This is a genomic window from Streptomyces herbicida (genome assembly GCF_032656585.1).
Lineage (GTDB): Bacteria > Actinomycetota > Actinomycetes > Streptomycetales > Streptomycetaceae > Streptomyces > Streptomyces herbicida.
This window is the reverse complement of the sequence record NZ_JAUYWJ010000003.1, coordinates 1-24,836: the sequence shown is the minus strand read 5'-3', so window position 1 is coordinate 24,836 and position 24,836 is coordinate 1. Positions and strand designations below refer to the sequence as shown.

Here is a 24,836-nt window from a genome sequence, read left to right as displayed (position 1 = left end):
CCTTCTTGAAGAAAGAACATCCATACGCATCGGCTTCCGGCCCGCGGCGATCTGATCGCGCCAGTCAGCGAGTCCGTGCTCGAGGATGTTGAGTCGCCTGGAGCCCGCGAAGTGTCAGCATCGCCCCTGCCCGCTCGGTTGCGCACCGCAGCGGCACGCCTCCTCCTGCCCACGGTGCTCGCCCTGTCGTTCGCCGTACAGGCAACGGGCGCCTTCCTCCCCAGCGTCCCCCTGCTCGCGGGCTCCACCGCCGTCGGGCTGGCGGCGGACTTCGCGCTGCACCGGTGGCAGCGGAGCATGGCCGCCGCCCTCGGGAAGCTGCACGCGACGGTGTTCGTGCGCCAGGTCGTCCGGGACCTTCTGCTGATAGCCGGCCTGATCGTCATCGAGGATCAGGACTACGAGAAGAAGTACCTGTCTCTCGTCTGCGGTCTGCTGGTCTTCTACGCCCTGCATTTCGCATGCCAGGCGCTTGCGATCCTCGTACGCCGCACCCGCACCCTGCCCGTGGTGACCCGGAACATCGACGCCTCTCCGCTGCGGCTGAGCCCCGCTCCCCCGGCGCTGCTGATGCAGCGCTCCGGGCAGCGGTTCCTCATGTTCAGCCTGCCCGCGACGGCCGGCCTGCTGACCGCCGCGGCGGGCGGCTCGACCCGGTGGGCCGCCGCGGGAATCGCCCTGTCCGCCGCCTGCGCGGCGGTGGCCGTCGGCGTGCTGCTGCTGCGGCTGCGACCGGGACGCCGGCCGGTGACGAGCGAGCAGGCGCTGGAGTGGCTCGAGGCCTGGCTCGCGGAGTACCGGCCGACGGTGGGCATGTACTTCTCCGGCGGCACGAGCTCGGCCTACCAGGCGAACATGTGGCTTGCGCCGCTGGCCCGGCTGGAGGGCCGCCCGCTGATCGTGCTGCGTGAGCGCTTCATGGTGCGGAAGATCGCCTCCACCGACATCCCGATCGTGTGTCTGCCGAAGGTCGCCGACCTGATGCGGCTGGAGCACTCGACGCTGAAGATGCTGATCCACCCGTCGAACTCGGGGAAGACCTCGCAGGTACTGCGGATCCCCACCATCAAGCACGCGTTCGTCAACCACGGCGAGAGCGACAAGCTGTCCAGCTGCAATCCGTACGCGAAGGCCTACGACGAAGTGTGGGTGGCCGGTCCCGCGGCGCGCGAGCGGTACGCCCTGGCGAACGTGGGTGTCGACGACAGGGACGTCGTGGAGATCGGACGCCCGCAGCTGGACGCGATCGAGCCGTACGCCGGTGCGCCCACGGGTGCGTACACCACGGTTCTCTACGCCCCCACGTGGGAGGGCTGGGACGGCAACCCGGGCAACACCTCGGTGATCGAGGCCGGCGAGAACATCGTCCGCGCCCTCCTGGCCGATCCGGGGGTACGGCTCCTGTACAAGCCGCACCCGCTGACCGGCTCGGTCGAACCCCGTGCGGCGGCCGCGAACACCCGGATCCAGGAGATGATCCGCGCCGCGAACGCCGTCCGTGCCGCGGAACACCCCGCTGAGACAGCCGCGCCCGCCGCGGCGGCGGAACTGGCCCACCGGACCGCCGAACTCGACCGCCTGACCACGTCCGAGTTCCGGGACAGCGCGGACGACGCGGAGCGGATGCTGCTCCAGTCCGCCCCCGAGCCCGGCCGGGCCACGGCCGTGGCAGCCGCGACCACCGCCTGGGAGGCCGCGCACTGGGCCTCGTTCCCCGCGTGGGAGCACCGGATCATCACCGAGGCGCGGCCGACCGTCTACGCCTGCTTCAACGTGGCCGACCTGCTGGTCAGCGATGTCTCCAGCGTCATCTCCGACTATCTGGAGAGCGAGAAGCCCTACGCCGTCGCCAACACCAGCGGCCTTCCCGAGCAGGACTTCCGCGACACCTTCCCCACGGTCCGGGCAGGCGCCGTCCTCACCCCGGACGCCGCCGGCATACCGGCCCTGCTGGAGACCGTGCGCCACCCCGAGAAGGACACCTACGCCGAGGCCCGCACCGAGCTCAAGCTGCACCTGCTGGGCCCCTCCGACCCGCCGTCCGTCGTCCGCTTCAACGAGGCGGCCCGTGCGCTGAGCACGGAGGCCGAGGAGCACCGCGCGGGTATGGCGGTACGAGCGCTCGCGGCGATCCCGAGCCAGCGGGACACCGGGGCGCTGCTGGACGGCAAGCCCCTCAAGGGCCGAGCTCCCAGGGCGAGTACGCCGTAATCCCGGAGCAGCCGGCATCCGCACCGACCACCGCGGCGGCCGGCTGCTCCATGAGGGGCCCGGTCCACTGCATGGTCCGGGCCCTTGGACGAGGTTCTGAGTCTTTCTGACGTCATGGAAAACGGTCTCCGGACCGGAAGCGGCCGAGGAAGCGAAGGAGCCAAGGAGCGAAGGAAGACGGAAGGCACCGACGAGGCGTGCGCCGACCGATGCTTGCCCTGGCCTCGGGAGCGGGCTGGCGGCGCCGGGTCCGCCGCTATCCGGACGACGCGGTCGTACGTGAGCGGCGGCGCACCGCGATCACCCGGCCCGCGGCGAGAGCCGTCCCGCCGGCCGCGACAGCGCCGGTGACCATCCAGGAAGGGCCGAGGTCGACGGGTGTACCGGCCACCGTGACGTGCTGCTTGGTGGTCTGCCGGCCGTGGTGGCTGACCACTGTGAGCGTGTAGCGGCCCTCGGGGACGCTTTCACGCACACGTGCGTGGCCCGCATAGACCGTGCCGCCGTCGTCGCACTTGCATCCGGGATCGTCGGCGCTGTCCGTCTCGATGGTCACAGGGCCGCTGAAGATGGGTGACCTGACGGTCAGGGAGTCTTCCGATGCGGGCCGCAGATCGGTGAGGACCACCCGGACATCACTGCCCGGCCGTACCGGGGCGGATGTGTCGCTGCCCGGGAACGCGTCCGTGGGACCGATGACGAACCGGTAGACCTCCGCCCCGTCCTGCGCCGCGACCTGGAGGCTCGCGGTGGCGACCGTTCGGCCGTGGCTGGTCGCCGTGACCGGGTAGGTGCCTGCGCGCAGACCCGGCCGGATGCGGGGTTCTGCCACCTCGTCCAGTTCCATCGACTCCCTCGCTCCCTTCTTCACGGGGGCCAGGAAGATCGGCTTTTGCAGGGCCGGGGAGGCGACCTTGACCCTGTCCCAGCCCGGGGCCATGCCTTCGATGCTGAACCAGAGCGACTCGCCCGCGGCCAGGAGCCTGCCCCCGGGTACGTGGTACTCCAGGCGGACGGCTGCCGACGGGCTTCCGGACAGAGCCGGGCCTCCTCCATCGGCCACCGCTCCCTCGGCCAATGCTCCATCGGCCTCTGCTCCCGCGACCGCTCCCAGCAAGGGCACTACGGCAAGACCGGCGACGCTCAGGGCTCGGACTGCGTTGCGGAACAACGATTCCCCTTCGACAAGCAACGGTTGGGCCGGTTCGACCACATCGATCCGTCGACCTGGAAGAGGGCGAGGGCACGCGGGGGGTTGCCGACGACCGCAGCTCAAGCCGGCACCGGCGGACCTACGGAATCACCAGCACCGGCCCGTTGTCCCCACCCAGGTTCTCCCCGAACTCCGCTTCCACCGCAGGCGCCCCCAGATCCAACGGGCTTTCCGCGAAGGCTTTCGAAGCCGTCGGACCGGAAGCCGTGCCGCGCAGCAGCCAATGTTGCTTCGGGACGAAGAGGCCGTGGGCCCAAAACGGTCAGTTGGACACGTCCGTCTCCAAGCGCGGCTCGCCAGGCGCGGCTCGCCGAGTTCGTCTCGCCGGGTTCGTCTCGCATGGCGTGACGCAACCGGCGCGGGAAGATACGCCGAATTCCCCTATGGTGTTCGCGAGTTCGGGTGAGTCGGGCGCGGCTCCGGAACCAACGACATCGTGGAAGGTCTTCAACCGGTTGAACGCCCGGTCAGCCGCCAACACGACCGCTCCGCGACCCGACAGCACAAGCCGTTCCCCGACGATGGACATGGGTGTCATCCACGTCTTCGATCAGAAGGTCGCTGACATCCACGGCTGACATCAGCGACGCCGGACGGGGGCGTAACCAGGTCTCGCCGCGAAGCGCAGCGGACCGCGTTGGCGAGGCCCGACCGTTCACGGGAACAGCCGGGCCCACCAGCGGAGGCTAGGACAGCTTCCATTCACCGGTTTGGTCAGCCATCCCGGAGTCCAGGGTGAACTGCACGGTGGCCGCCTTGGATCCCTTGGGAACTTCGAACACGATCCAACCCAAGGCCTTGGCACCGGGCTTCAGCTTCACGTCGCTGGACATGGCGGGGCCCGCGGTGATGTCGGCGAAGGTGGACTCGAACTGCTGGCCGTCGGCGTCGGTGATCTGTGCGCCGTTGCCGGGGCTGTCGCTGTAGGCCGCGGTGCCCGTGTTGACCAGCTTGAATTGCACGCCGACGAACCGCTTGCCGGACTCGGGCGTGGTGAACTCGTCACTGGACTTCGCCGGGTCGGCGACCTTGACGACAGTGACGTCGAGCTTGCTGCCGTCTTCCATGCCCTTCAGCGCGATGGTGTCGCCGACCTTGGCGACGTTGGGCGCGGCGGTCTTCTTGGCGGTCGGCTTCTTGCCGCCGGTCTTGCTCGCCGACGTCTTGGCCTTGGGCTTGTTCGTGACGGTGTCGCCGGTCTTGCAGGCGGTGAGGCCGAGCGCGCCGATGCTGACAGCGGCGACGGCGGCGACGAGTCTGATGCGGGTGTGGTTGTTCAAGATCTCCCCAGAGTTCTATGGCTTACACGTGGAGGACTTGTAAAGAAGTCGTATGGTTGTACGCCACATCGAAAAAAATTGGCGGGCTGAAGCAACCTGGAAGCCGTATCCGACGTCCGGGGTATGTCGGAGCTCACCGCCGCTGCCCGAGGTGGGGCCGAGGCTGGCTCAAGGACACCTGCTGGACCCACGGTTGCCGCGTGCCGCAGCCGTGCCAGGTACAGGGTCAGCCGCGGTTAACGGGAGGGGCTGGCAGGCACATACACGCCTGCGAGCTCAAGCAGAGATGCAGCAGGTCGCCGGCAGGATGCCCCCGCTGCTACCACCAGGAGCCGCCCCATGCGCATCCGCCTGCACGGCACCGAAGCCGAAGTCCAAGCCACCGCCGACCATCTCGCCGTCGTTCTGGAGGTACTGGACATCAGCCGGCCCTCCCCCGGCCGCCCACCAAGCCGCCTCGGACCGCTCTACCTCACCCTCACCGCACCCGCCACCGACACGATCACCAAGTCCGAGACAGCCACGGGGGCCTGATCACCTTGCGACACGAACCGCACCTGAAGCTCAGCGACGTCATGCGCGGCCGCGGCAGGGCCCCCAGGTGCCTGAAGCTCCCCAACGGGCAGCTCGGGTTTCGTCGCACCGACTTCGAGGTCTGGTGGCAGAACTGCGAGGAGGAGACCACCTACTGATGGTCTTCAGCTACCTCCACTTCTGGGCCATCCGCCGGCGCGACGGACGCCGAAAGCCGTTCGAGATGCGTTGGCAGGTCAACTCCCATGAGATGTCTGAGTCCTTCACGACCTAAGGACTCGCCGCCGAAAGCCGCAGGTCCGAGTTAATGCAGGCGGCTCGCCGCGGCGAGCCCTTCGACGAAGAGACGGGGCTGCCCGCCTCGGAGTCGCGTACTCCGTCTTGCTCTGTACAGCTGGGCTTACAACGAGTCGGAAGGGGAGCAAGAGCCGCCACCGGACTGGCGAAAGGCTCTCACCTGGCTCGAACGGAACTCAGTCCCGAGCGTCGACCTGGGAAGACGCGCAGGTCCTCCGCAAGACCCTGGATGCTTTGGGTAAGAAGCTGGACGGGAAGCCGGGCCGCCGCACGGACCGCACTGCGCAAGCGGGCTTGCCTGAGCGACGTACTGGGGATGGCTGCGGAAGCCACGTACTTCACGACCTCTGTGAACCCACCGCAGTCGGTGCAGTGGACCGCGCCCCGCACGGCGGAAGAGCTCGACCCGGAGGCCGTCGCCAATCCCCGCCAAGTCCGCCGCCTGCTCGCCGCGGTACAGGCCCAGAGCGAGCGCGGACAACGCTTGGAGGCGTTCTTCGGCTGTCTCTACTACCCGGGCCTGCGCCCAGCCGAAGCCATCCACCTGCAGAAGCCGCAATGCCGACTTCCAGGGGCTCATCGGGATATCCAAGCCATTAAGTCAGATACCAGGGGTCCGACCAAGCCCCCGTCTCGTCGTGGGCCGCCCTACCTCGGTCCCGGCCGTCTGAGTGAACGTCGGCAGAGCCCGCACATCCAGCACACTCCAGCTGCGCTGGATGCATCGTGGCTCCGCGCCTTGGTCCGCGCCTGGTCCGGAAACCCCGATCAGCCCCGGGATCCGCGCTGACCAGTGTGATACAAGTCACCCAGTTTCGATTCCACTCGAAAAATCGCCCCCGAACACGAAGAGACCCCCTCCACTCCGCGTTTCCGCAGATCGGAGGGGGTCATCCCCAGTGTGGCGGCGCCAGGATTCGAACCTGGGAAGGTAGAACCGGCAGATTTACAGTCTGCTCCCTTTGGCCGCTCGGGCACACCGCCGGGGTTTGCTGCCGCGTCGCATCGCTTTTCGGCGGTGCTCCCTGGCAACGACGTAAACAATACCCGATGCAGAGGGGTGCTTCGCCACTCGATTGAGCGGCACTCTCGGGGCGCGGGGTGGCTAGGCTGGTGCGGATGCGGACCGGCCCTGTGCCGGGCTCGGCGGCCACCCCCACGCACGCCGACACGCACCCGATACGCACCCGGATACAAGGAGCCACAGGACATGGCCGACTCCAGTTTCGACATCGTCTCGAAGGTCGAGCGGCAGGAGGTCGACAACGCCCTCAACCAGGCCGCCAAGGAGGTCTCGCAGCGCTACGACTTCAAGGGTGTGGACGCCTCGATCGCCTGGTCCGGCGAGAAGATCCTGATGCAGGCGAACTCCGAGGAGCGGGTCAAGGCGATCCTCGACGTCTTCCAGTCCAAGCTGATCAAGCGCGGCATCTCGCTGAAGGCGCTGGACGCGGGCGAGCCCCAGCTCTCCGGCAAGGAGTACAAGATCTTCGCGTCGATCCAGGAGGGCATCTCCCAGGAGAACGCGAAGAAGGTGGCGAAGATCATCCGCGACGAGGGCCCCAAGGGTGTGAAGGCCCAGGTCCAGGGTGACGAGCTGCGCGTCAGCTCCAAGAGCCGCGACGATCTGCAGACCGTGATCGCGCTCCTGAAGGGCCAGGACTTCGACTTCGCACTGCAGTTCGTGAACTACCGGTAGTCCCCGGCGGCGAGAACGAGGAAGGGTGGGCACCAAGCGGTGCCCACCCTTCTCGCCTGCTGGCTGCGGTCACGGGACGCGCTCAGTCGCGCGAGTTGCCGAACAGGATGCGGTAGACGATCAGCAGGACCAGTGAGCCGCCGATCGCGGCGGCCCAGGTGGCACCGTCGTAGAAGTTCTTGGTGATCGGGTGGTCCAGCCAGCGGGCCGAAATCCAGCCCCCGATGAACGCGCCCGCGACGCCGATGAGCGTCGTGCCGATGAAGCCGCCGGGATCACGGCCCGGCAGCAGGAATTTCGCGATAGCTCCGGCCAACAGTCCCAGGATGATCCAACCGATGATGCCCATACCGTGAACCTGCCCTCTCGCGCTGTGTCCGCACTGTCCCGGCCCTGTGATCTGCGTCCGGGCCGGCGTGCTGCGCAGTCCGTGCCATGCGGTGGTCCGGGGTGTCCGTCGCGCGCGTGTTCGTGCCTTGTCGATGGCGAGGACGCCGCCGGTAGACCGGGCGGTTGCAGCGATCAGTAGGGTGCGGCGCATGACAGGCTCCGAATCCCCTCTCCGGCGCACCCTGGGGGTGCGTGACGCCGTGGTCGTCGGGCTCGGCTCGATGATCGGGGCGGGCGTCTTCTCCGCCCTGGGGCCCGCGGCACGCGCGGCCGGATCGGGGCTGCTCGTGGGGCTGGGTCTCGCGGCCGTGGTGGCGTACTGCAACGCCATGTCCTCGGCGCGGCTGGCCGCCCGGTATCCGGCGTCGGGCGGCACCTACGTGTACGGGCGGGAGCGGCTCGGGGACTTCTGGGGGTACCTCGCGGGCTGGGCCTTCGTCGTCGGGAAGACGGCGTCCTGCGCCGCCATGGCGCTCACCGTCGGCGCATACGTCTGGCCGGGGCAGGCGCATGCGGTGGCCGTCTCGGCGGTGGTGGCGCTGACCGCGGTGAACTACGGCGGCATCCAGAAGTCGGCCTGGCTGACCCGGGTGATCGTGGCGGTGGTGCTGGCTGTCCTCGCCGCTGTCGTGGTGGTGTGCCTCGCCTCCGGAGAGTCCGACGCCGGACGGCTGGACGTCGGGGTGTCGAAGGGCGTGGGCGGGGTCCTTCAGGCGGCGGGGCTGCTGTTCTTCGCGTTCGCCGGGTATGCGCGGATCGCGACCCTCGGCGAGGAGGTACGGGACCCGGCTCACACCATTCCCCGCGCGATCCCGCTGGCCCTGGGCATCACGCTCGCGGTGTACGCGTGCGTGGCCGTCGCCGTCCTCTCCGTGCTGGGCGCCGACGGTCTCGGGCACGCGAGCGCGCCGCTGGCCGACGCGGTGCGGGCGGCCGGGGCCGCGGGGCTGGTCCCCGTGGTGCGGGTGGGGGCCGCGGTGGCCGCGCTGGGGTCGCTGCTCGCGCTGATCCTGGGCGTGTCCCGGACGACGCTGGCCATGGCCCGCGACCGTCATCTGCCCGGGGCCCTGGCCGCCGTGCATCCGCGCTTCCAGGTGCCGTACCGGGCCGAGTTGGCCGTGGGCGCGGTCGTCGCCGTGCTGGCCGCGACGGTGGACGTGCGGGGCGCCATCGGCTTCTCGTCGTTCGGTGTGCTGGCCTACTACGCGGTGGCCAACGCCTCTGCCTGGACGCTGAGCTCGGCTCCACTGTCGCGCACGGTACCCGCGGTGGGCCTGCTGGGGTGCGTGACGCTGGCGTTCGCGCTGCCGGCCGCCTCGGTGGTGGTCGGGGCGGCCGTACTGGCGGTGGGGGCAGGGGCCTTCGGCGTACGGCGGTGGGTGGCGGCCCGAACCCGATAGGGCGGCCCGGGCCCGACAGGAAGCGCGCGAAGTCGGCTTTCCGGAGGAAGGGCGCGAACGCGGCTTCCCGACGCGCCCCTCAGGGCCCCGGGTCCCCCGCGCGTGGTCAGCGCGTCGCGAACGGCTGGTCCGTGGGCACGATCTCGCGTCCCAGCGGCAGCAGCGATATGGGGATCAGCTTGAAGTTGGCGATGCCGAACGGGATCCCGATGATCGTGATGCACAGGGCGATACCGGTGACGATGTGGGCGATGGCCAGCCACCAGCCGGCGAGGATCAGCCACAGGACGTTGCCGATGCAGGAGCCGGCTCCGGCGTCACGGCGCTCGACCGTCGTGTACCCGAAGGGCCACAGGGCGTAGACGCCGATGCGGAAGGCCGCGATGCCGAACGGGATGCCGATGATCGTGATGCACAGCAGCACGCCCGCGAGCAGATACCCCAGGAACAGCCAGAACCCGCTCAGGACGAGCCAAATGACGTTCAGGATGGTCTTCACTGGTTGCGACCTGCCATCTTCTCTAGCCGTGCGATCCGGTCCGCCATCGGCGGGTGCGTGGAGAACATCTTGGTCAGTCCCTGACCAGGACGGAAGGGGTTCGCGATCATCATGTGGCTCGCGGTCTCGATCCGGGGCTCCGGGGGCAGCGGAAGCTGCTTGGTGCCGGCGTCCAGCTTGCGCAGGGCGCTGGCGAGGGCGAGCGGGTCACCGGTGAGCTGGGCGCCCGAGGCATCCGCCTCGTACTCCCTGGAACGGCTGATGGCCAGCTGGATGAGGGAGGCCGCGAGCGGGCCCAGGATCATGATCAGCAGCAGGCCGAGCAGGCCGGGGCCGTCGTCGTCGTCCGAGCGGCCGATCGGAATGAGCCAGGCGAAGTTGACCAAAAACATGATCACCGAGGCGAGGGCGCCCGCGACCGACGAGATGAGGATGTCGCGGTTGTAGACATGGCTGAGCTCGTGGCCGATCACGCCGCGCAGCTCGCGCACGTCCAGGAGGCGCAGGATGCCCTCGGTGCAGCACACGGCGGCATTGCGCGGGTTGCGGCCCGTCGCGAAGGCGTTCGGCGCCTCCGTCGGGGAGATGTACAGGCGGGGCATCGGCTGCCGGGCCTGGTTGGAGAGCTCTCGGACCATGCGATACAGGGCGGGGGCCTCGAACTCGCTCACCGGGCGGGCGCGCATCGCACGCAGCGCCAGTTTGTCGCTGTTCCAGTACGCGTACGCGTTGGTGCCGAGCGCGATCAGGACGGCGACGATCAGGCCAGTGCGGCCGAAGAAGCTGCCGATGACGATGATGAGCGCGGACAGTCCCCCGAGGAGTACTGCCGTCCTGAGCCCGTTGTGCCGGCGGTGCACGGTACGCCCTCCAAGTGGTGCAGCAGGGGAACCCTTTGTTTGCTGAGCTGCTTGCTGGTGTCCGAAGCCACTGGTGCCGTGGTGTCACGTCCAGTGGACCCTCCCGCACTGGTCAACGCGAGGCGGCGGCCACTAGTTCCCTTGTGCGTGCGTTGCCGCGCATGGGCCGTTTGGGTGACGGCGGCCGCGGCCCGCACGCGCGCGTGGGGGGCAAGGCTTGCCCACGCGCGCGTGAGGAGGGCTCAGAACAGGCCGGTGGCCGCGAAGCGCAGCACCAGTTGGGGAGCTCCGGACAGGGCGATGCCGAGGACGGCGGTGACGGTGATCGCGGCCGTGAGCGGGGCGGGGACTCGGTGCTTCGCGGGCTCACCCTCGGGGGCGCGGAACAGCAGGGCCGTCCACTGGAGGTAGTAGAAGAGGGCGATCACCACGTTGACGGCCATGACGACGGCCAGCCAGCCCAGGCCCGCGTCGACGGCCGCCGAGAAGACGGTGACCTTCGCGAACAGGCCGATGATGCCCGGCGGCAGTCCGGCGAGGCACAGCAGGAAGAAGGCCAGGGTCAGCGCGGCGAGGGGGTTCGACGCGTACAGGCCCCGGTAGTCCGAGATGCGGTTGAGGGGCTTCGTACGGCCCACCAGGGCGGCCACCGCGAAGGCGCCGAGGTTCACCGCGCCGTACATGAGGGCGTAGGCGACAGTGGAGCCGATCGCCTTCTGGCCGTCCTTGACGTACGCGGCGGCGGCGATCGGCACCAGGAGGTAGCCGGCCTGGCCGACGGAGGACCAGGCGAGCAGCCGTACGGCGCTGTAGGCGCGCGTGGCCTGCTGGCGCAGGGCGCCGACGTTGCCGACGGTCATGGTGAGGGCGGCGAGCAGGGCGACCGCCGGTCCCCACACGTCGCCGTACGAGGGGAGGGCGACGACGGTGACGAGGATCAGGCCGGAGAAGCCGACCGCCTTGCCGACGACCGACAGATAGGCCGCGACGGGGAGCGGCGCTCCCACATAGGTGTCGGGCACCCAGAAGTGGAAGGGGACGGCGGCCGTCTTGAAGGCGAAGCCGACGAGGGTGAGCACGACCCCGGTCTGGGCGAGTGTGTGGAGTTGCCCGTCGACGTGCTGGATGCGGTCGGCGATCTGGGTCAGGTAGAGGGTGCCCGTGGAGGCGTACACGAAGCTGATGCCCATCAGGCTGACCGCGGTGGCGGTGACCGAGGACAGGAAGAACTTCAGGGCCGCTTCGGAGGACTTGCGGTCGCCGTGCCGGATGCCGACGAGGGCGAACGCGGGCAGGGAGGCGACCTCCAGGGCCACGATGAGCGTGGCGAGGTCGCGGGAGGCGGGCAGCAGGGCGGCGCCCGCCGCAGAGGACAGCAGGAGGAACCAGAACTCGCCTTCGGGGACGTTCCTGCCGGCGTCCTTCAGCGCGGTGACCGACAGCAGGGCCGCGAGGAGGGCGCCGCCGAGGACGAGGAACTGGATGACGAGGGTGAACCGGTCGGCCGTGTAGCTGCACGCGCTCGGGTCGCCGGTGAGGCAGAACGTGCTGCGGTCGCCGTCCAGAAGGGGCAGCAGCAGAAGCGCCGAGACGGCGAGTCCCGCGACGGAGACCCAGCCGAGGACGGCCTTCTTCGCGTCGGGCACGAACAGGTCGGCGACGAGGACGGCGAGTCCGACGACCGCCGCGGCGGTGGGCGGGGCGATGGCGAGCCAGTCGACGGACTGGACAGCCGACGCTGCCAGCGGCTGGGCCAGGGCGCTCATCGGGTGCCTCCTGCGAGGAGCTGCTGCACAGCCGGATTGGTCAGGCCGAGAAGGACCTTCGGCCACAGTCCGGCGACGACGGTGAGGGCGACGAGCGGGGTCCAGGCCGCGAACTCGTACGTGTGTACGTCGGCGAGCTTCGGCATGTCCTGCGGTACGGCGCCCATGCAGACGCGGCGGACCACGATCAGCATGTACGCGGCGGTCAGCAGCGTGCCGAACCCGGCGATGGACATGAACGTGAGGAACGCGGGCCGGCTGAGGTCGGCCGAGGGGTTGAACGCGCCGAACATGGCCAGCATCTCGCCCCAGAATCCGGCCAGGCCCGGCAGACCGAGCGAGGCGACCGCGGCGAAGGCCAGCAGGCCGCCCATGCGCGGGGCCTTGCCGTACAGCGCGGCGCCCGTCTCCTCGGCAAGGGCGTCGAGGTCGGTCGTGCCCGTGCGGTCCTTCAGCGCGCCGACCAGGAAGAAGAGGAGGCCGGTGATGAGGCCGTGGGCGATGTTGGCGAACAGCGCGCCGTTCACGCCGGTCGGGGTCATGGTCGCGATGCCGAGCAGCACGAAACCCATGTGACCGACGGAGGAGTAGGCGATGAGCCGCTTCAGATCGCCCTTCGCGCCCTGCTTGGCCAGGGCGAGGCAGGCGAGGGATCCGTAGATGATCCCGACGACGGCAAAGGCGGCGAGGTAGGGCGCGAAGGTGTGGAAGCCGTCCGGCGCGATCGGCAGCAGGATCCGGACGAACCCGTACGTACCCATCTTCAGCAGCACACCGGCCAGCAGGACCGAACCCACGGTCGGGGCGGAGGTGTGGGCGTCCGGCAGCCAGCTGTGCAGCGGCCACATCGGCGTCTTGACCGCGAGCCCGATCCCGATCGTCAAAACGGCGATGACCTGCACGGATGTGGTCAGCGACCGGCCGTTGTCAGTGGCGAGTGCCACCATGTCGAATGTGCCCGCCTTGATTCCGATCAGGAGCAGGCCGAGCAGCATGACGACGGACCCGAGCAGCGTGAACAGGATGAACTTCCAGGCGGCCTGGGTCCGGCCCGCACCGCCCCAGCGGGCGATGAGGAAGTACATCGGGATGAGCACCATCTCGAACGCGAGGAAGAACAGCAGCAGATCGAGGACGGCGAAGGTCGCGAGCGTGCCGGACTCGAGGACGAGCAGCAGTGCGACGAAGGCCTTCGGGGTCGGCCCCGCAGGCATCTTGAAGTAGGAGTACAGCGCGCAGAGGAAGGTCAGCAGCGCGGTCAGGACGAGAAGGGGGAGGGAGATGCCGTCGATGCCGAGGTGGATCCGCACGTCGAGTGCGGGGATCCAGCTGATGTCGGTCGTGGCCTGCATCTTCGACGGCTGGTCGTGGTCGAAGCCGAGCGCGAGGACGATCGCGGCGACGAGGATCGCGCCGGTGACGGTCACTCCGTGCCGGAGCACGGCCTGCTCGGGCGACTTCCCCTTCAGTCCGGGCGGCGCGGGCAGGAGAGCGGCGACGGCGCCGAGGAGCGGGCCGACGACGACGAATGCCAGAAGGAACTGCATCACGGACTCGTTGATATCGATCACGCCTGCTCACGCTCCCGTGGCGACGAGGAGGACGGCGACCGCCAGGACGACGGTGCCGGCGAGCAGCGCGCTCACATAGGTCTGCACATTGCCGGTCTGGGCGCGCCGTACGGCGGCCCCGAGCAGGCGGGGTAGCGCGGCCGCGCCGCGTACGTAGGTCTCGACGACCTCGCGGTCGAGGAACTGGACGAGACTCGCTCCGGCCCGGACCGGGCGGACGAACAGCGCCGCGTACACGGCGTCCAGGTGGAAGCCGACGGCCGCGTGCCGGTACAGCGGGCCGAGCAGCAGCCGTCCGGGATCCGCCGGGTCGGGTGCGTAGGCCACGTCGCCGTAGGCGGGCTTGTGGGTGGCGATGGCCTCCGCCTCGACGAGCCCGGCGTCGCCCTCGGGATGGGCGGCGACGGCGCCCAGCGGGACTCTGGCGGCAAGTGCCGAGGTGCGCTGCCAGGCGCCGTAGGTGACGAGGACGCCGACCAGGGCGAGGCCGGTGCCGAGGATGGTGGTGACCAGGGTCGGGTTCAGTTCGCGCCCGTCGAACCAGTCGGGCAGCACCCGGTAGGCGAGCCCGCCCATGGCGATCGACGGGACCGCGAGCACCCACAGCACGACGGTCATCGTCAGGGGCTGCTTGCCGTGGTCCGGGGCCTCGGCCCCCCGCCCGCGGAAGGCGAGCAGCCACAGGCGGGTCGCGTAGGCGGCGGTGAGCAGGGCCGTGATCAGACCGGCGACGAGGACGATCCAGCCGGCGCTGCCGGGAGCGTGCTCGGTGTGGCCGGTGGCGACGTGCTCGGCGGCGCCGAGGACGGACTCCTTGGAGAAGAAGCCGCTGAACGGCGGGATCGCGGCGAGCGCGAGGAGCGCCACGGTCATCGTCCAGAAGGCGTCCGGGACGCGGTCGCGCAGGTGGCTCATGCGGTGCATGGCGGCCAGCGAGTTGGTGCCGGCGGCGTGGATGATCACGCCGGCCGCGAGGAAGAGCAGCGCCTTGAAGGCGCCGTGCGACAGGAGGTGGAAGACGGCGGCACCGCGGTCGCCGACGGCCAGAGCGCCGGTCATGTAGCCGAGCTGGCCGATGGTCGAGTAGGCGAGGACCCGTTTGATGTCGTCCTGGGCCAGTGCGGCCAGGCCCGAACCGGCCATGGTGACGGCGGCCATGACGGCGAGTACGACCATCGCGGCCGCGGAGGCCTGGAAGACCGGGAGGAGACGGGCGACGAAGTAGACACCGGCGGCGACCATCGTCGCGGCGTGGATGAGCGCGGAGACAGGGGTCGGACCGGCCATCGCGTCGGGAAGCCAGGTGTGCAGCGGGAACTGCGCCGACTTGCCCGCCACGCCCGCCAGGAGCAGCAGGGCGATCAGGGTCGGATGGTCGAGCCCGCCGCTCGCGACGGTCCCGAGCACCTTGGTGATCTGGAACGAACCGGCGTCGGTGGCCAGCGCGAACAGGCCGATCAGGAAGGGGACGTCACCGAGCTTGGTGACGAGGAAGGCCTTGATGGAGGCGGCGCGGGCCTCCGGGGTCTCCCAGTAGTGGCCGACCAGGAAGTAGGAGCAGATGCCCATGACTTCCCAGCCGACCAGCAGCACGATCAGGTCGCCGGAGTAGACGACCAGGAACATCGCGGAGGTGAACAGGGAGACGAGGGCGGCGTAGGAGGGGTAGCGCGGGTCGTCCCGCAGGTAGCCGGTCGAGTAGACCTGCACACAGGTGGCGACGACGCCGACCAGGATGGCGACGAGGGCGGCGAAGCCGTCGACGTACAGGGCCAGCTCGATCGGGATCGAGCCGGTCGGCGTGAGCTCGGTGTGGGCGGTGATGGCCGCATCGCCGCCCTGGCGCACGGCGACCAGCACGGCGAGCACCAGTGCGGCGAAGGTCGGCAGGACGGCGAGCGGGCGGACGAATCCGGGGGCGGTGCGGCCCAGCAGCAGGCCGGCGGCGGCGCCCAGGAACGGCAGGAGGGGGACGAGGACGGCGAGGGTGGTCGTGGTCACGCGGTGGCCTCAGCCTTCTCGGCCGCGAGGGCGTCGGGGCCGTCGGCCTCGTGGCCCTCCGCGGTGTCGCGGAGCCGGTCGATGTCCGAGGTGCCGCGGTTGCGGTAGACGGCGAGGACGATCGCCAGGCCGATGCCGATCTCGGCGGCGGCGATGGCGATGGTGAACAGGGTCAGGGCCTGGCCGGAGTGCAGGGTCTCCCGGGCCGCCTTGCTGAGCCACACGTCGAAGGCGACCAGGTTGAGGTTGACGGCGTTGAGCATCAGCTCGACGGACATCAGGACCAGGATCGCGTTGCGGCGGGCGAGGACGCCGTACAGGCCGGTGCAGAAGAGGAGGGCGGAGAGCACGGCGGGATAGGCGAGGTGCATCAGCGGACACCTTCCTTGTCTGCCTGGCCGCTGCGGCTGCCGGGGACCTGCCCGCCGGCCGGGGTGGCCGCCTCCGCCTTCGCCTTGCGGGACAGGACGATCGCGCCGACCAGGGCGGCGAGGAGGAGGACGGAGAGCGCTTCGAAGGGGAGCACCCAGTTCTGGAAGAGGCTCTGGCCGGTGACCTTGGTCGAGCCGGCGGCGGCGCCGTTCAGGTCGATCCAGGTCGTGCGGAAGGCGTCGACGACCACCCAGACCAGGGCGGCCGCGGCGGCGACGGCCACGGTGAGGGCGGCCCAGCGGTTGCCGGAGTCGGCGTCCGGGGAGCGGCCGATGGGGGCCCTGGTGAGCATCAGACCGAACAGGAGGAGCACGACGACGGAACCGACGTAGATGAGGACCTGCACCCAGGCGATGAACTCGGCGGTGAGCAGGAGGTACTCGACGGCCAGGCCGCCGAGGGTGACGACGAGCCACAGGGCGGCGTGCACCAGCTGCCGGGTGGTGACGGTGACCAGGGCGGCGCCGAAGGTGACGAGACCGACGAGGAGGAAGGCGATCTCGACGCCGTTCGGGGAGAGGAAGCCGTGGGTTGCGGCGGCGAGGCTCACGCGTCCCCCTCCTGAGGCTCGGCCTGCGCGGCCGCGAGCTTCTCCGCGCTCTTGCGGGCGGCGGAGAGTTCCTTCGGCTCCTCCGCGCCCGGGTCGAGGGCGGGCGGGGCCGGGACGGTCCACATCCACTCTCGGAGCTTGTCGCGCTCGTGGGTGAGTTCGCGGATGTCGGTCTCGGCGTACTCGAACTCGGGGGACCAGAACAGGGCGTCGAAAGGACAGACCTCGATGCAGATACCGCAGTACATGCACAGCGAGAAGTCGATGGCGAAGCGGTCGAGGACGTTGCGGCTGCGCTCGCGGCCGCCGGGGGCCGCCGCCGGGACCGTCTCCTTGTGGGAGTCGATGTAGATGCACCAGTCGGGGCACTCGCGGGCGCACAGCATGCAGACCGTGCAGTTCTCCTCGAACAGGCCGATGACACCGCGGGTGCGCGGCGGCAGGTCGGGCTGGACGTCCGGGTACTGCTCGGTGACCGTCTTCCTGGTCATCGTGCGCAGGGTGACGGCCAGTCCCTTGGCAAGGCCGGAGCCGGGGATGGGGGACATCAGGAGATCACCACCTTGACGATGCCGGTGAGGGCGATCTGGGCGAGGGAGAGAGGGACGAGGAGGGTCCAGGAGAGCTTCTGGAGCTGGTCCTCGCGCAGGCGCGGGTAGGTGACGCGGAGCCAGATGACGACGAAGGCGAGGATCGCGGTCTTCAGGAGGGTCCAGAGCCAGCCGAGGCCCTCGGCTCCCCAGGGGCCGTGCCAGCCGCCCAGGAAGAGGACGGTGGTCAGGCCGCACAGGACGATGATTCCCGCGTACTCGGCGAGCAGGAACAGGGCGAAGCGGAGACCGGTGTACTCGGTGTACGCGCCGAAGATGATCTCCGAGTCGGCGACGGGCATGTCGAAGGGCGGCCGCTGCAGCTCCGCGAGGCCGGCCACGAAGAACACGAGCGCGCCGGTGATCTGCCAGGGCAGCCACCACCAGTGGAAGGCGCTGACGATGCCGGGGAGGGAGACCGTGCCGGCCGCCATCGCCACCGAGGCGGCGGCGAGGAGCATCGGGAGTTCGTAGGCGAGGAGCTGGGCGGCGGTGCGCAGGCCGCCGAGGAGGGAGAACTTGTTGGCGCTGGCCCAGCCGGCCATGAGCGAGCCGAGGACGCCGACGCCCATCACCGCGAGCACGAAGAAGACGCCCGCGTCGAGGACCTGGCCGACCGCGCCCTCGCCGGGGCCGATCGGGATGGCGAGCAGGACGAGCAGATACGGCAGGAGGGCCACGGCCGGGGCGAGCTGGAAGATACGGCGGTCCGCGCCGGCCGGGACGACGTCCTCCTTCTGCGCGAACTTCACGCCGTCGGCGATGAGCTGGGCCCAGCCGTGGAAGCCGCCGGCGTACATCGGGCCGAGACGGCCCTGCATGTGGGCCATCACCTTGTGCTCGGTCTGGCCGACGATCAGCGGGAAGGTGAGGAAGACGACGAAGACGGCCAGAAGTCGCAGGGTGACGTCGAGCGCGTCGTTCACTGCGGGCCTCCGGTGCGGTCGTCACGGTTCTGGTCTTCGGGGTCGGGATCGGCCGCGGGGGCCTGCTCCCTGGGGGTCGGCTCTTCCGGCTCGGGGGCCGGAGTGGGCGACTCTTCTTGCGCGGGTGCGTCGGTGGGCCGGCCCTCGGGTGCGGGCGGCTCAGCCGCCGACGCCTCGGAGGCCGACTCCTCGGAAGGGGGCGCCTCGGAAGGGGGCGCCTCGGTGGGCTTCGCCGACGTGCCCGCGGGCGTGGTCTCCGGTTCGTCGAAGGCCGGGCGGGCGTGATGCCAGGGGGCGTCCGAGCTGCGGGCGGCGGTGGGAGGCGAGGACGGCCGGGTGGGGGCACCCGGTGCCGATGGTTCTGCCGACGCCGCGCGCTGCGAGGACGAGCCTCCCGAGGCGCTCCGCGCCCGGCGTGGTCCCGCGGCAGACGCAGACTCCGGCGCTCCCGTCGGCTCCGGCTGATCGGTCGGCTCCGACTGCCCGGTCGGCCCGGTCGGCCCGGTCGGCCCGGTCGGCGAAGGCTGCTGCGCCGAAGTCGTCTCCTCTCCCCTCTGGGAAGCGGAGCCCCCGCTCACGCTGCGTGCCCGGCGTGCGGGAGCGGCCGGAGCGGCGCCCTCGGCGGCCGGAGCGGGGGCCGTCGCAGCAGTCTCGCCGGCCGCGGACTCCGGTGTCGGAGTCTGGCTGGCCGAGCCCTGTGCCGCCGTGCGGGCACGGCGAACCGGCCGCTCTCCCGCCGCGCGGGCGGGGCGTTCGCCCGCGGTGGCGCGGGCGGGGCGGGCCGGGGCGGGGGGGAGCTGGCCCTTCAGGGGGCCCCACTCGTTGGGGTCGGGGACGCCCGGCGGGAGCATCTGGCGGCGCTTGGGGCCGCCGTGGTCGGACTCGCCCGGTTCCTTCGCGCCGGGCCAGGCCTTGGCGACGCGTGAAGCGAGGACGAAGTCCTTGCGGAGGGGGTGGCCCTCGAAGGTCTCCGGGAGGAGGAGGTGGTCCAGGCCGGGATGGCCCTCGAAGCCAACGCCGAACATCTCGTGCGTCTCACGTTCGTGCCAGCGCGCGCCCGCGTAGATGCCGACGGCGGAGGCGAGGACCGGGGCCTCGTGCGGGACCGTCGTGCGCAGCAGCAGACGGCGGACCGGGAACAGGGCGACGACGTGTGCCGAGACGCGGAATCCCGTGCCCGGTTCGTCGACCGCACTCAGCCAGTCGAAGTAGGTGCAGGACAGGGTCGTACGGGCCGTCTCCAGGGCGGTGAGCCAGGAGGACGGCGGGACGTCCACCGTCAGGACCTCGTAAGACTCCTCGGCTGTGGCCTCCGCGCCGAAGAGGTCTTCGACGGGGGCGGGCAGCCAGCCGACCGTGGTCATCTCGCGTCCCCCTCGGCAACGGGCGCCTTCACCAGGGGGCTCTGCAGCGCGGCCGCCGAAGGCCGCGGGACACCGGCGGCGCCGTACCGCTCCTCCAGGGACTCCCTGGCGATCTTCTCCTGGAGCTTGAGAATCCCCTGGAGCAGCGCCTCGGGGCGCGGCGGGCAGCCGGGGACGTAGACGTCCACCGGGATGATCTGGTCGACGCCCTTGGTGACGGAGTAGGAGTCCCAGTAGGGGCCGCCGCAGTTGGAGCAGGCGCCGAAGGAGATCACGTATTTCGGTTCGGGCATCTGCTCGTACAGGCGCTTCACCGCGGGAGCCATCTTGTCCGTGACCGTGCCGGAGACGACCATCAGGTCGGCCTGGCGCGGACCCGGCGCGAAGGGGATCACGCCCAGGCGGATGAAGTCGTGCCGGGCCATCGACGCGGCGATGAACTCGATCGCGCAGCAGGCGAGGCCGAAGTTGAAGACCCAGAGCGAGTAGCGGCGGCCCCAGTTCAGGACCACTTTCATGGGCTCGGGAGCCAGGCGGGCGAGCGCGCCCAGCCGCTTCGGCTCCGGAAGCAGCACCGGCTCGGAGAGCGAAGGAGTGGTCGAAGGACTGGTCGAAGGCGTGGTCGAAGGAGTCGCTTCCGGCGTCACGTTCGTCACGTCCATGCCAGGACTCCCTTCTTGTATGCGTACAGCAGGCCCACGGCGAGGAAGCCGAGGAAGATGAACATCTCCACGAGCGTGGTCGCGCCGTAGCCGGGGGCGGCGAAGACCGTCGCCCACGGGAACAGGAAGATCGAGTCGACCGCGAAGATCACGTACAGGAAGGCGTAGACGTAGTAGCGGACCTGGGTGTGTGCCCAGCCCTCACCTACAGGGTCCACGCCACACTCGTATGTCAGCAGTTTTTCTGGTGTGGGGACGACCGGCCGCAGCAGCCGTCCCGCACCGAAGGCGACTCCGACGAAGAGCACGCCCACAAGAGCAAGCAGTCCCACGACCGAATAGGACTGGAAGTACCCCGCCGCGACGGTGGTCGAGCCCCCCAACGTCTCCCGCAACGTCCGTCCCTCGCTCCCTGACCTGGTGACTTCAGTTAACTCTTGATTCGACGATCTGTACGCACGGGAGTCTAGGCCCTGATAAAGAGACCGTAAGCAGCCTGTCACGGCGTGAGACAGAAGGGTGGGGTTTTCCCCAGGAGACCCCGGCGGCGAACTTCATGGCGCCATCGTGCCGCGCACGGCACGCTAACCGGTATGACCGCTCCCTCCTCCTCCGCCGGCATCGCGCGGGCCGACGGCGACGAACATCTGCCACCGGTCCGTTTCGCCTATGACCCGCACACCTGGAAGGAGATCGCGCATCTCCTGGTGAACCTGCCGATGGCGCTGTTCGGCTTCACCTACGCGGTCAGCGCGCTGTTCGTGAGCGGCATCCTGACGGTCACCGTGGTCGGCTTCCCGTTGCTCGCGGCCGCGCTGCTGGGCGCGCGGCAGCTGGGGAAGCTGGAGCGGGCGCGGGCCCGCAGGCTGCTCGGGGTGCGGGTGGAGGAGCCGAGTCGGCTGCCGCGCGGCAAGGGCGGCGGGCTGCAGGGGCTGTGGATGGCGTTGAAGGACCCGGTGGGCTGGCGCACGCTGTTGTACGACCTCATCCGGCTGCCGTGGGGCATCCTCACCTTCGTCACGGTGGTGACCGGGCTGTTCGTGCTGTGGCCGGTGCTGCCGTACATCGTGCGGGGGCTGTCGAACGTGGACCGGGTGATGGTGCGCGGGCTGCTCTCGCCCTCCGACGAGCTGGAACGCCGTATCGCCGAACTGGAGTCCGATCGCGGGGTCGTGGTCGACACCGCGGCCGCCGATCTGCGGCGCATCGAGCGCGATCTGCACGACGGGGCGCAGGCGCGCCTGGTCAACCTGGCCATGGGACTGGGCCTGGCCAAGGAGAAGCTCCTGGAGGACCCCGATTCGGCCGCGGCGATGGTCGCGGAGGCGCACGGCGAGGTGAAGCTGGCGCTCCAGGAGCTGCGCGATCTGGCCCGCGGTATCCATCCCGCCGTACTGACCGACCGTGGCCTGGACGCGGCCCTGTCCTCGGTCGCCTCCCGCTGCACCGTGCCCGTGAAGGTGACCGCCGACCTGGAGTCGAGACCGGCCGCCGCGATCGAGGGCATCGCCTACTTCACGGTCTCGGAGCTGCTGCAGAACATCAGCAAGCACAGCGGGGCGCGGTCCGCCTCGGTCGACGTGTGGCGGGCGAAGGACCGGCTGCTGATCCAGGTGTGGGACGACGGGCGCGGGGGCGCGCGCCTGGACGGCGGCAGCGGTATGCGCGGTCTCGCGGACCGGCTGGGTGCCGTCGACGGCCTCTTCGTCGTCGATTCACCGCCCGGCGGCCCGACCACGGTCACCGCCGAGCTGCCCTGGCGGGACCGGAGCCAGGCCCCCCGCCAGGGGTAGGGAAAACCCCCCGGACAAGACGCCGACGGCCTCCATGGTCCGCGGACCTGCGGCGGACCAGGGTGGGGGTACGGCAACACAGCCGCCGGACGAGGAGAACGGACGACGCCGATGGCCACGGAGTACGGACAGGGGTACGGGCACCACAGCGGGCCCGGATTCCGGGACGCGGACGAGAGGGAGCGGCGGCTGCCCGCCGCCCTGCGGGCTCCGTTCGAGGCACGCAGCTGGCGTGAGTTCGGCTACGTACTGCTCGGCTTCCCGATCAGCACCCTGCTCTTCGTGTTCGCCGTGACGATGGTGTCGCTCGGGGCGGGCCTGCTGGTGACGTTCCTCGGGATTCCGGTGCTGGCGGCGGCGCTGGCGGGCTGCCGCGGCTTCGGGGCGCTGGAGCGGGCGCGGGCCCGCGGGCTGCTCCGCCTCCAGGTGGCCGGCCCTGAGCCGCTGCGCATGCGCAAGCCAGGCGCGATGGCCTGGATGGGCGCGGTCCTGAAGAGCGGCACGTCGTGGCGGAACCTGCTGTACGCGCTGCTGTACTTCCCGTGGGCGGTGTTCTCGTTCGTCGTCGCGGTGAACTTCTGGGCGTACGGCTGGGCACTGCTGACGTACCCGCTGTGGTTCTGGCTGTTCCCGATGTACGGCGGGCAGGGCGGCCTTCAGCTGTACGGCGACGAGACCCACAGCATCTACCTCGACAACCCCTTCGAGATCACCGTCACCGCGCTGGTGGGCCTGCTCTTCACGCTGGCCACGCCGTGGATCGTGCGGGCGCTGACGCTGGTGGACCGGCTGATGGTGCAGGGGCTGCTCGGACCGTCGCAGCTGGCGACGCGGGTGGTGGAGCTGGAGTCCGACCGGGGGGTCGTGGTCGACACGGCGGCCGCCGACCTGCGGCGCATCGAGCGGGACCTGCACGACGGGGCACAGGCGCGGCTGGTGGCGCTGGCCATGGATCTGGGGCTGGCGAAGGAGAAGCTGACGGAGGACCCGAAGGCGGCGGCGCACATGGTCGAGGAGGCGCACGGCGAGGTGAAGACGGCGCTCCAGGAGCTGCGCGACCTGGCCCGCGGGATCCATCCGGCGGTGCTGACGGACCGGGGTCTGGACGCGGCGCTGTCCGCGGTCGCCTCACGGTGCACGGTGCCGGTGCAGGTCGACGTGGACCTCGAGGAGCGGCCGGCTCCGGCCATCGAGGGGATCGCCTACTTCACCGTCTCCGAGCTGCTGCAGAACATCAGCAAGCACTCCCGGGCCCGTCAGGCCACGGTAGACGTGTGGCGGTCGGACGACCGGCTGATGCTGCAGGTCGCGGACGACGGGGTGGGGGGAGCCGACGTCTCAGGGGGCTCGGGGCTGGCGGGGCTGGCCGAGCGGTTGGACGCCGTGGACGGGATCCTGGTCGTGGATTCCCCGGCAGGCGGACCCACCCGGATCACGGCGGAGCTGCCCTGGCGCCGCTGACGCATTCGGCCGGCGGACCTCACCGCCGGCCCCGAGCCCCCGGAGGCGTCGGCTCCCCCGTTGCCGCCCCCGGTTGCCGCGGCACGCCCGCAGCACACCACAACAAGCCGTCCGGGGAGCGGAACCCGACATGCCCCGCGCCTAATCCCGTAGCCCGGGCGCGACGAGGTCCGAATGCTGGAATGCTGGACTTTCGTCAGGCGGGCACGGAACGAAGACGGGTTGCGGGGGCCGGAAGATCGTGGAGGACAGGGTGCGGGTGGTCATCGCCGAGGACTCGGTGCTGCTCAGGGAGGGCCTGACCCGGTTGCTGACCGACCGCGGGCACGAGGTCGTCGCCGGCGTCGGGGACGCCGAGGCGCTGATCAAGACCATCGCCGACCTGGACGCGCAGGGCGCGCTGCCGGATGTCGTCGTCGCGGACGTACGGATGCCGCCGACGCACACCGACGAGGGGGTACGGGCCGCGGTGCGGCTGCGCAAGGCGCATCCCGGTCTCGGTGTGCTGGTGCTGTCACAGTACGTGGAGGAGCGTTACGCCACCGAACTGCTGGCCGGTTCCAGCCGCGGCGTCGGCTATCTGCTCAAGGACCGGGTCGCCGAGGTGCGGGAGTTCGTGGACGCGGTCGTACGGGTGGCCCAGGGCGGTACGGCACTGGACCCCGAGGTGGTCGCGCAGCTGCTCGGGCGCAGCCGCAAGCAGGACGTGCTCGCCGGGCTCACCCCCCGGGAGCGGGAGGTCCTGGGGCTGATGGCCGAGGGACGGACGAACTCGGCGATCGCCAAGCAGCTGGTGGTCAGCGACGGAGCCGTGGAGAAGCACGTCAGCAACATCTTCCTGAAGCTCGGGCTGTCGCCCAGCGACGGGGACCACCGGCGTGTTCTGGCCGTTCTCACCTATCTGAACTCATGAAGACCTGACACCGTGTCAGCGCAATCCCGGAACGAGAACCGAGCAACGCACGGGAGCGTCTCCATAGAAAGCGCCGGGGGGCGAGAAATCATGACAAGTCAGGGCGACGAGTCGTCTCAATGTGCCGTCCATCATGCGAACGGCCGAGGGAAGGCGACCCTAACCGACGTAGGGTTGATCCTGGGAAGGTCCATGGGACGACCAAGCCCGGACAGCCGCCTCGAAGGAGGTCCAGTTCAGTGACCAGCCAGGTCAGCAGGACAGCGGAACAGGCCGACGGAGCCGTCGTAGGAGAGCAGCGGAAACCGCGTGGCGTGAAGGACGTCCGACGTCTCGATCGGGTGATCATCCGGTTCGCGGGGGACTCGGGTGACGGTATGCAGCTCACCGGTGACCGGTTCACGTCCGAGACGGCGTCCTTCGG

24 protein-coding genes and 1 tRNA gene are annotated in these 24,836 nt (G+C 70.2%); 9 read left to right on the top strand and 16 right to left on the bottom strand.

From position 1 onward, the window contains the following. The first annotated feature begins 111 nt into the window (after positions 1-111). Entirely contained in the window at positions 112-2,211 is a 2,100-nt protein-coding gene (locus Q8A52_RS07130; RefSeq protein ID WP_316750026.1) for a hypothetical protein, read from the top strand. A 256-nt stretch (positions 2,212-2,467) separates the two neighbouring features. On the opposite strand, the gene Q8A52_RS07125 is transcribed toward Q8A52_RS07130, so the two are convergent. Continuing rightward, the gene (locus Q8A52_RS07125) at positions 2,468-3,274 is read right to left on the bottom strand and encodes a hypothetical protein (protein WP_316750025.1); all 807 of its coding nucleotides are present in this window, start codon (positions 3,272-3,274) and stop codon (positions 2,468-2,470) included. Between the two features lie 836 nt (positions 3,275-4,110). Next, complete coding sequence (locus Q8A52_RS07120) at positions 4,111-4,704, bottom strand: DUF4352 domain-containing protein (RefSeq protein ID WP_316750024.1); 594 nt, start codon at positions 4,702-4,704, stop codon at positions 4,111-4,113. 339 nt (positions 4,705-5,043) lie between these two features. Between Q8A52_RS07120 and Q8A52_RS07115 the strand changes: the two genes are divergently transcribed. Both Q8A52_RS07115 and Q8A52_RS07110 read left to right on the top strand, forming a co-directional pair. Next, a complete protein-coding gene (locus Q8A52_RS07115; RefSeq protein WP_316750023.1) occupies positions 5,044-5,238 on the top strand; it encodes a hypothetical protein in 195 nt (64 codons plus the stop codon). A gap of 5 nt (positions 5,239-5,243) precedes the next feature. Next, complete coding sequence (locus tag Q8A52_RS07110; protein WP_316750021.1) at positions 5,244-5,396, top strand: DNA-binding protein; 153 nt, start codon at positions 5,244-5,246, stop codon at positions 5,394-5,396. Between the two features lie 1,041 nt (positions 5,397-6,437). On the opposite strand, the gene Q8A52_RS07105 is transcribed toward Q8A52_RS07110, so the two are convergent. After that, positions 6,438-6,519: transfer RNA gene (locus Q8A52_RS07105), tRNA-Tyr, on the bottom strand. 226 nt (positions 6,520-6,745) lie between these two features. On the opposite strand from Q8A52_RS07105, the gene Q8A52_RS07100 reads away from it, so the two are divergent. Continuing rightward, positions 6,746-7,234, top strand: coding sequence for a YajQ family cyclic di-GMP-binding protein (locus tag Q8A52_RS07100; protein ID WP_316750020.1), 489 nt, complete (start codon positions 6,746-6,748; stop codon positions 7,232-7,234). Between the two features lie 82 nt (positions 7,235-7,316). Here the strand turns inward: Q8A52_RS07100 and Q8A52_RS07095 are convergent, their stop codons facing one another. Beyond that, the gene (locus Q8A52_RS07095; RefSeq protein WP_316750018.1) at positions 7,317-7,583 is read right to left on the bottom strand and encodes a GlsB/YeaQ/YmgE family stress response membrane protein; all 267 of its coding nucleotides are present in this window, start codon (positions 7,581-7,583) and stop codon (positions 7,317-7,319) included. Positions 7,584-7,773: 190 nt separating this feature from the next. Between Q8A52_RS07095 and Q8A52_RS07090 the strand changes: the two genes are divergently transcribed. Then, the gene (locus Q8A52_RS07090; protein WP_316750016.1) at positions 7,774-9,024 is read left to right on the top strand and encodes an APC family permease; all 1,251 of its coding nucleotides are present in this window, start codon (positions 7,774-7,776) and stop codon (positions 9,022-9,024) included. A 106-nt stretch (positions 9,025-9,130) separates the two neighbouring features. Here Q8A52_RS07090 and Q8A52_RS07085 read toward each other — a convergent pair whose 3' ends face one another. The 12 genes from Q8A52_RS07085 to Q8A52_RS07030 form a co-directional block, all read right to left on the bottom strand. Beyond that, positions 9,131-9,523, bottom strand: a complete 393-nt coding sequence (locus Q8A52_RS07085) for a YccF domain-containing protein (protein ID WP_316750014.1) — start codon at positions 9,521-9,523, stop codon at positions 9,131-9,133. Further along, positions 9,520-10,383 (bottom strand): zinc metalloprotease HtpX, encoded by an 864-nt coding sequence (gene htpX / locus Q8A52_RS07080; protein WP_316750012.1) that lies wholly within the window; start codon positions 10,381-10,383, stop codon positions 9,520-9,522. Before htpX ends, Q8A52_RS07085 begins: the two co-directional genes overlap by 4 nt. Positions 10,384-10,625: 242 nt before the next feature. Continuing rightward, positions 10,626-12,149, bottom strand: coding sequence for an NADH-quinone oxidoreductase subunit N (locus tag Q8A52_RS07075; RefSeq protein WP_316750010.1), 1,524 nt, complete (start codon positions 12,147-12,149; stop codon positions 10,626-10,628). Then, positions 12,146-13,720, bottom strand: coding sequence for a complex I subunit 4 family protein (locus tag Q8A52_RS07070; protein ID WP_316750008.1), 1,575 nt, complete (start codon positions 13,718-13,720; stop codon positions 12,146-12,148). Before Q8A52_RS07070 ends, Q8A52_RS07075 begins: the two co-directional genes overlap by 4 nt. A 6-nt stretch (positions 13,721-13,726) precedes the next feature. Beyond that, positions 13,727-15,721, bottom strand: a complete 1,995-nt coding sequence (locus tag Q8A52_RS07065; protein ID WP_316750006.1) for an NADH-quinone oxidoreductase subunit 5 family protein — start codon at positions 15,719-15,721, stop codon at positions 13,727-13,729. After that, the gene (gene nuoK, locus Q8A52_RS07060; RefSeq protein ID WP_316750004.1) at positions 15,718-16,092 is read right to left on the bottom strand and encodes an NADH-quinone oxidoreductase subunit NuoK; all 375 of its coding nucleotides are present in this window, start codon (positions 16,090-16,092) and stop codon (positions 15,718-15,720) included. Before nuoK ends, Q8A52_RS07065 begins: the two co-directional genes overlap by 4 nt. After that, positions 16,092-16,703 carry an NADH-quinone oxidoreductase subunit J family protein gene (locus Q8A52_RS07055; RefSeq protein ID WP_316750002.1) on the bottom strand — a complete coding sequence of 204 codons (612 nt, stop codon included), beginning with the start codon at positions 16,701-16,703 and terminating at the stop codon, positions 16,092-16,094. The genes nuoK and Q8A52_RS07055 overlap by 1 nt, the downstream gene beginning before the upstream one ends. Continuing rightward, on the bottom strand, positions 16,700-17,251 hold the full coding sequence (locus Q8A52_RS07050; RefSeq protein ID WP_316750001.1) for a NuoI/complex I 23 kDa subunit family protein: 552 nt from the start codon (positions 17,249-17,251) through the stop codon (positions 16,700-16,702). The genes Q8A52_RS07055 and Q8A52_RS07050 overlap by 4 nt, the downstream gene beginning before the upstream one ends. Then, positions 17,251-18,219: a complex I subunit 1/NuoH family protein gene (locus tag Q8A52_RS07045; protein ID WP_316750000.1), complete on the bottom strand. Its 969-nt coding sequence runs from the start codon at positions 18,217-18,219 to the stop codon at positions 17,251-17,253. The genes Q8A52_RS07050 and Q8A52_RS07045 overlap by 1 nt, the downstream gene beginning before the upstream one ends. Then, a complete protein-coding gene (locus tag Q8A52_RS07040) occupies positions 18,216-19,583 on the bottom strand; it encodes an NADH-quinone oxidoreductase subunit C (RefSeq protein ID WP_316749998.1) in 1,368 nt (455 codons plus the stop codon). The genes Q8A52_RS07045 and Q8A52_RS07040 overlap by 4 nt, the downstream gene beginning before the upstream one ends. Beyond that, a complete protein-coding gene (locus tag Q8A52_RS07035) occupies positions 19,580-20,245 on the bottom strand; it encodes an NADH-quinone oxidoreductase subunit B (protein ID WP_316749996.1) in 666 nt (221 codons plus the stop codon). The genes Q8A52_RS07040 and Q8A52_RS07035 overlap by 4 nt, the downstream gene beginning before the upstream one ends. Beyond that, the gene (locus tag Q8A52_RS07030) at positions 20,236-20,640 is read right to left on the bottom strand and encodes an NADH-quinone oxidoreductase subunit A (protein WP_263211495.1); all 405 of its coding nucleotides are present in this window, start codon (positions 20,638-20,640) and stop codon (positions 20,236-20,238) included. Before Q8A52_RS07030 ends, Q8A52_RS07035 begins: the two co-directional genes overlap by 10 nt. 198 nt (positions 20,641-20,838) lie before the next feature. Here Q8A52_RS07030 and Q8A52_RS07025 point away from each other — a divergent pair, with 198 nt between their 5' ends. The 4 genes from Q8A52_RS07025 to Q8A52_RS07010 form a co-directional block, all read left to right on the top strand. Further along, entirely contained in the window at positions 20,839-22,038 is a 1,200-nt protein-coding gene (locus Q8A52_RS07025) for a sensor histidine kinase (protein ID WP_316749994.1), read from the top strand. 111 nt (positions 22,039-22,149) lie between these two features. Continuing rightward, entirely contained in the window at positions 22,150-23,499 is a 1,350-nt protein-coding gene (locus tag Q8A52_RS07020) for a sensor histidine kinase (protein ID WP_316749993.1), read from the top strand. Between the two features lie 253 nt (positions 23,500-23,752). After that, positions 23,753-24,412: a response regulator transcription factor gene (locus Q8A52_RS07015; protein ID WP_316750111.1), complete on the top strand. Its 660-nt coding sequence runs from the start codon at positions 23,753-23,755 to the stop codon at positions 24,410-24,412. 239 nt (positions 24,413-24,651) lie between these two features. Then, positions 24,652-24,836, top strand: a 185-nt coding sequence (locus Q8A52_RS07010) for a hypothetical protein (RefSeq protein WP_316749992.1), incomplete at its 3' end; no start/stop codon positions are given.

Bases quoted from the DNA above. Each gene is read 5' to 3' on its own strand.
- Q8A52_RS07115 (WP_316750023.1), top strand. From the start codon at position 5,044: ATGCGCATCCGCCTGCACGGCACCGAAGCCGAAGTCCAAGCCACCGCC.
- Q8A52_RS07100 (WP_316750020.1), top strand. From the start codon at position 6,746: ATGGCCGACTCCAGTTTCGACATCGTCTCGAAGGTCGAGCGGCAGGAG.
- Q8A52_RS07095 (WP_316750018.1), bottom strand. From the start codon at position 7,583: ATGGGCATCATCGGTTGGATCATCCTGGGACTGTTGGCCGGAGCTATC.
- Q8A52_RS07090 (WP_316750016.1), top strand. From the start codon at position 7,774: ATGACAGGCTCCGAATCCCCTCTCCGGCGCACCCTGGGGGTGCGTGAC.
- Q8A52_RS07075 (WP_316750010.1), bottom strand. From the start codon at position 12,149: ATGAGCGCCCTGGCCCAGCCGCTGGCAGCGTCGGCTGTCCAGTCCGTC.
- nuoK (WP_316750004.1), bottom strand. From the start codon at position 16,092: ATGCACCTCGCCTATCCCGCCGTGCTCTCCGCCCTCCTCTTCTGCACC.
- Q8A52_RS07050 (WP_316750001.1), bottom strand. From the start codon at position 17,251: ATGTCCCCCATCCCCGGCTCCGGCCTTGCCAAGGGACTGGCCGTCACC.
- Q8A52_RS07040 (WP_316749998.1), bottom strand. From the start codon at position 19,583: ATGACCACGGTCGGCTGGCTGCCCGCCCCCGTCGAAGACCTCTTCGGC.
- Q8A52_RS07035 (WP_316749996.1), bottom strand. From the start codon at position 20,245: ATGGACGTGACGAACGTGACGCCGGAAGCGACTCCTTCGACCACGCCT.
- Q8A52_RS07025 (WP_316749994.1), top strand. From the start codon at position 20,839: ATGACCGCTCCCTCCTCCTCCGCCGGCATCGCGCGGGCCGACGGCGAC.
- Q8A52_RS07020 (WP_316749993.1), top strand. From the start codon at position 22,150: ATGGCCACGGAGTACGGACAGGGGTACGGGCACCACAGCGGGCCCGGA.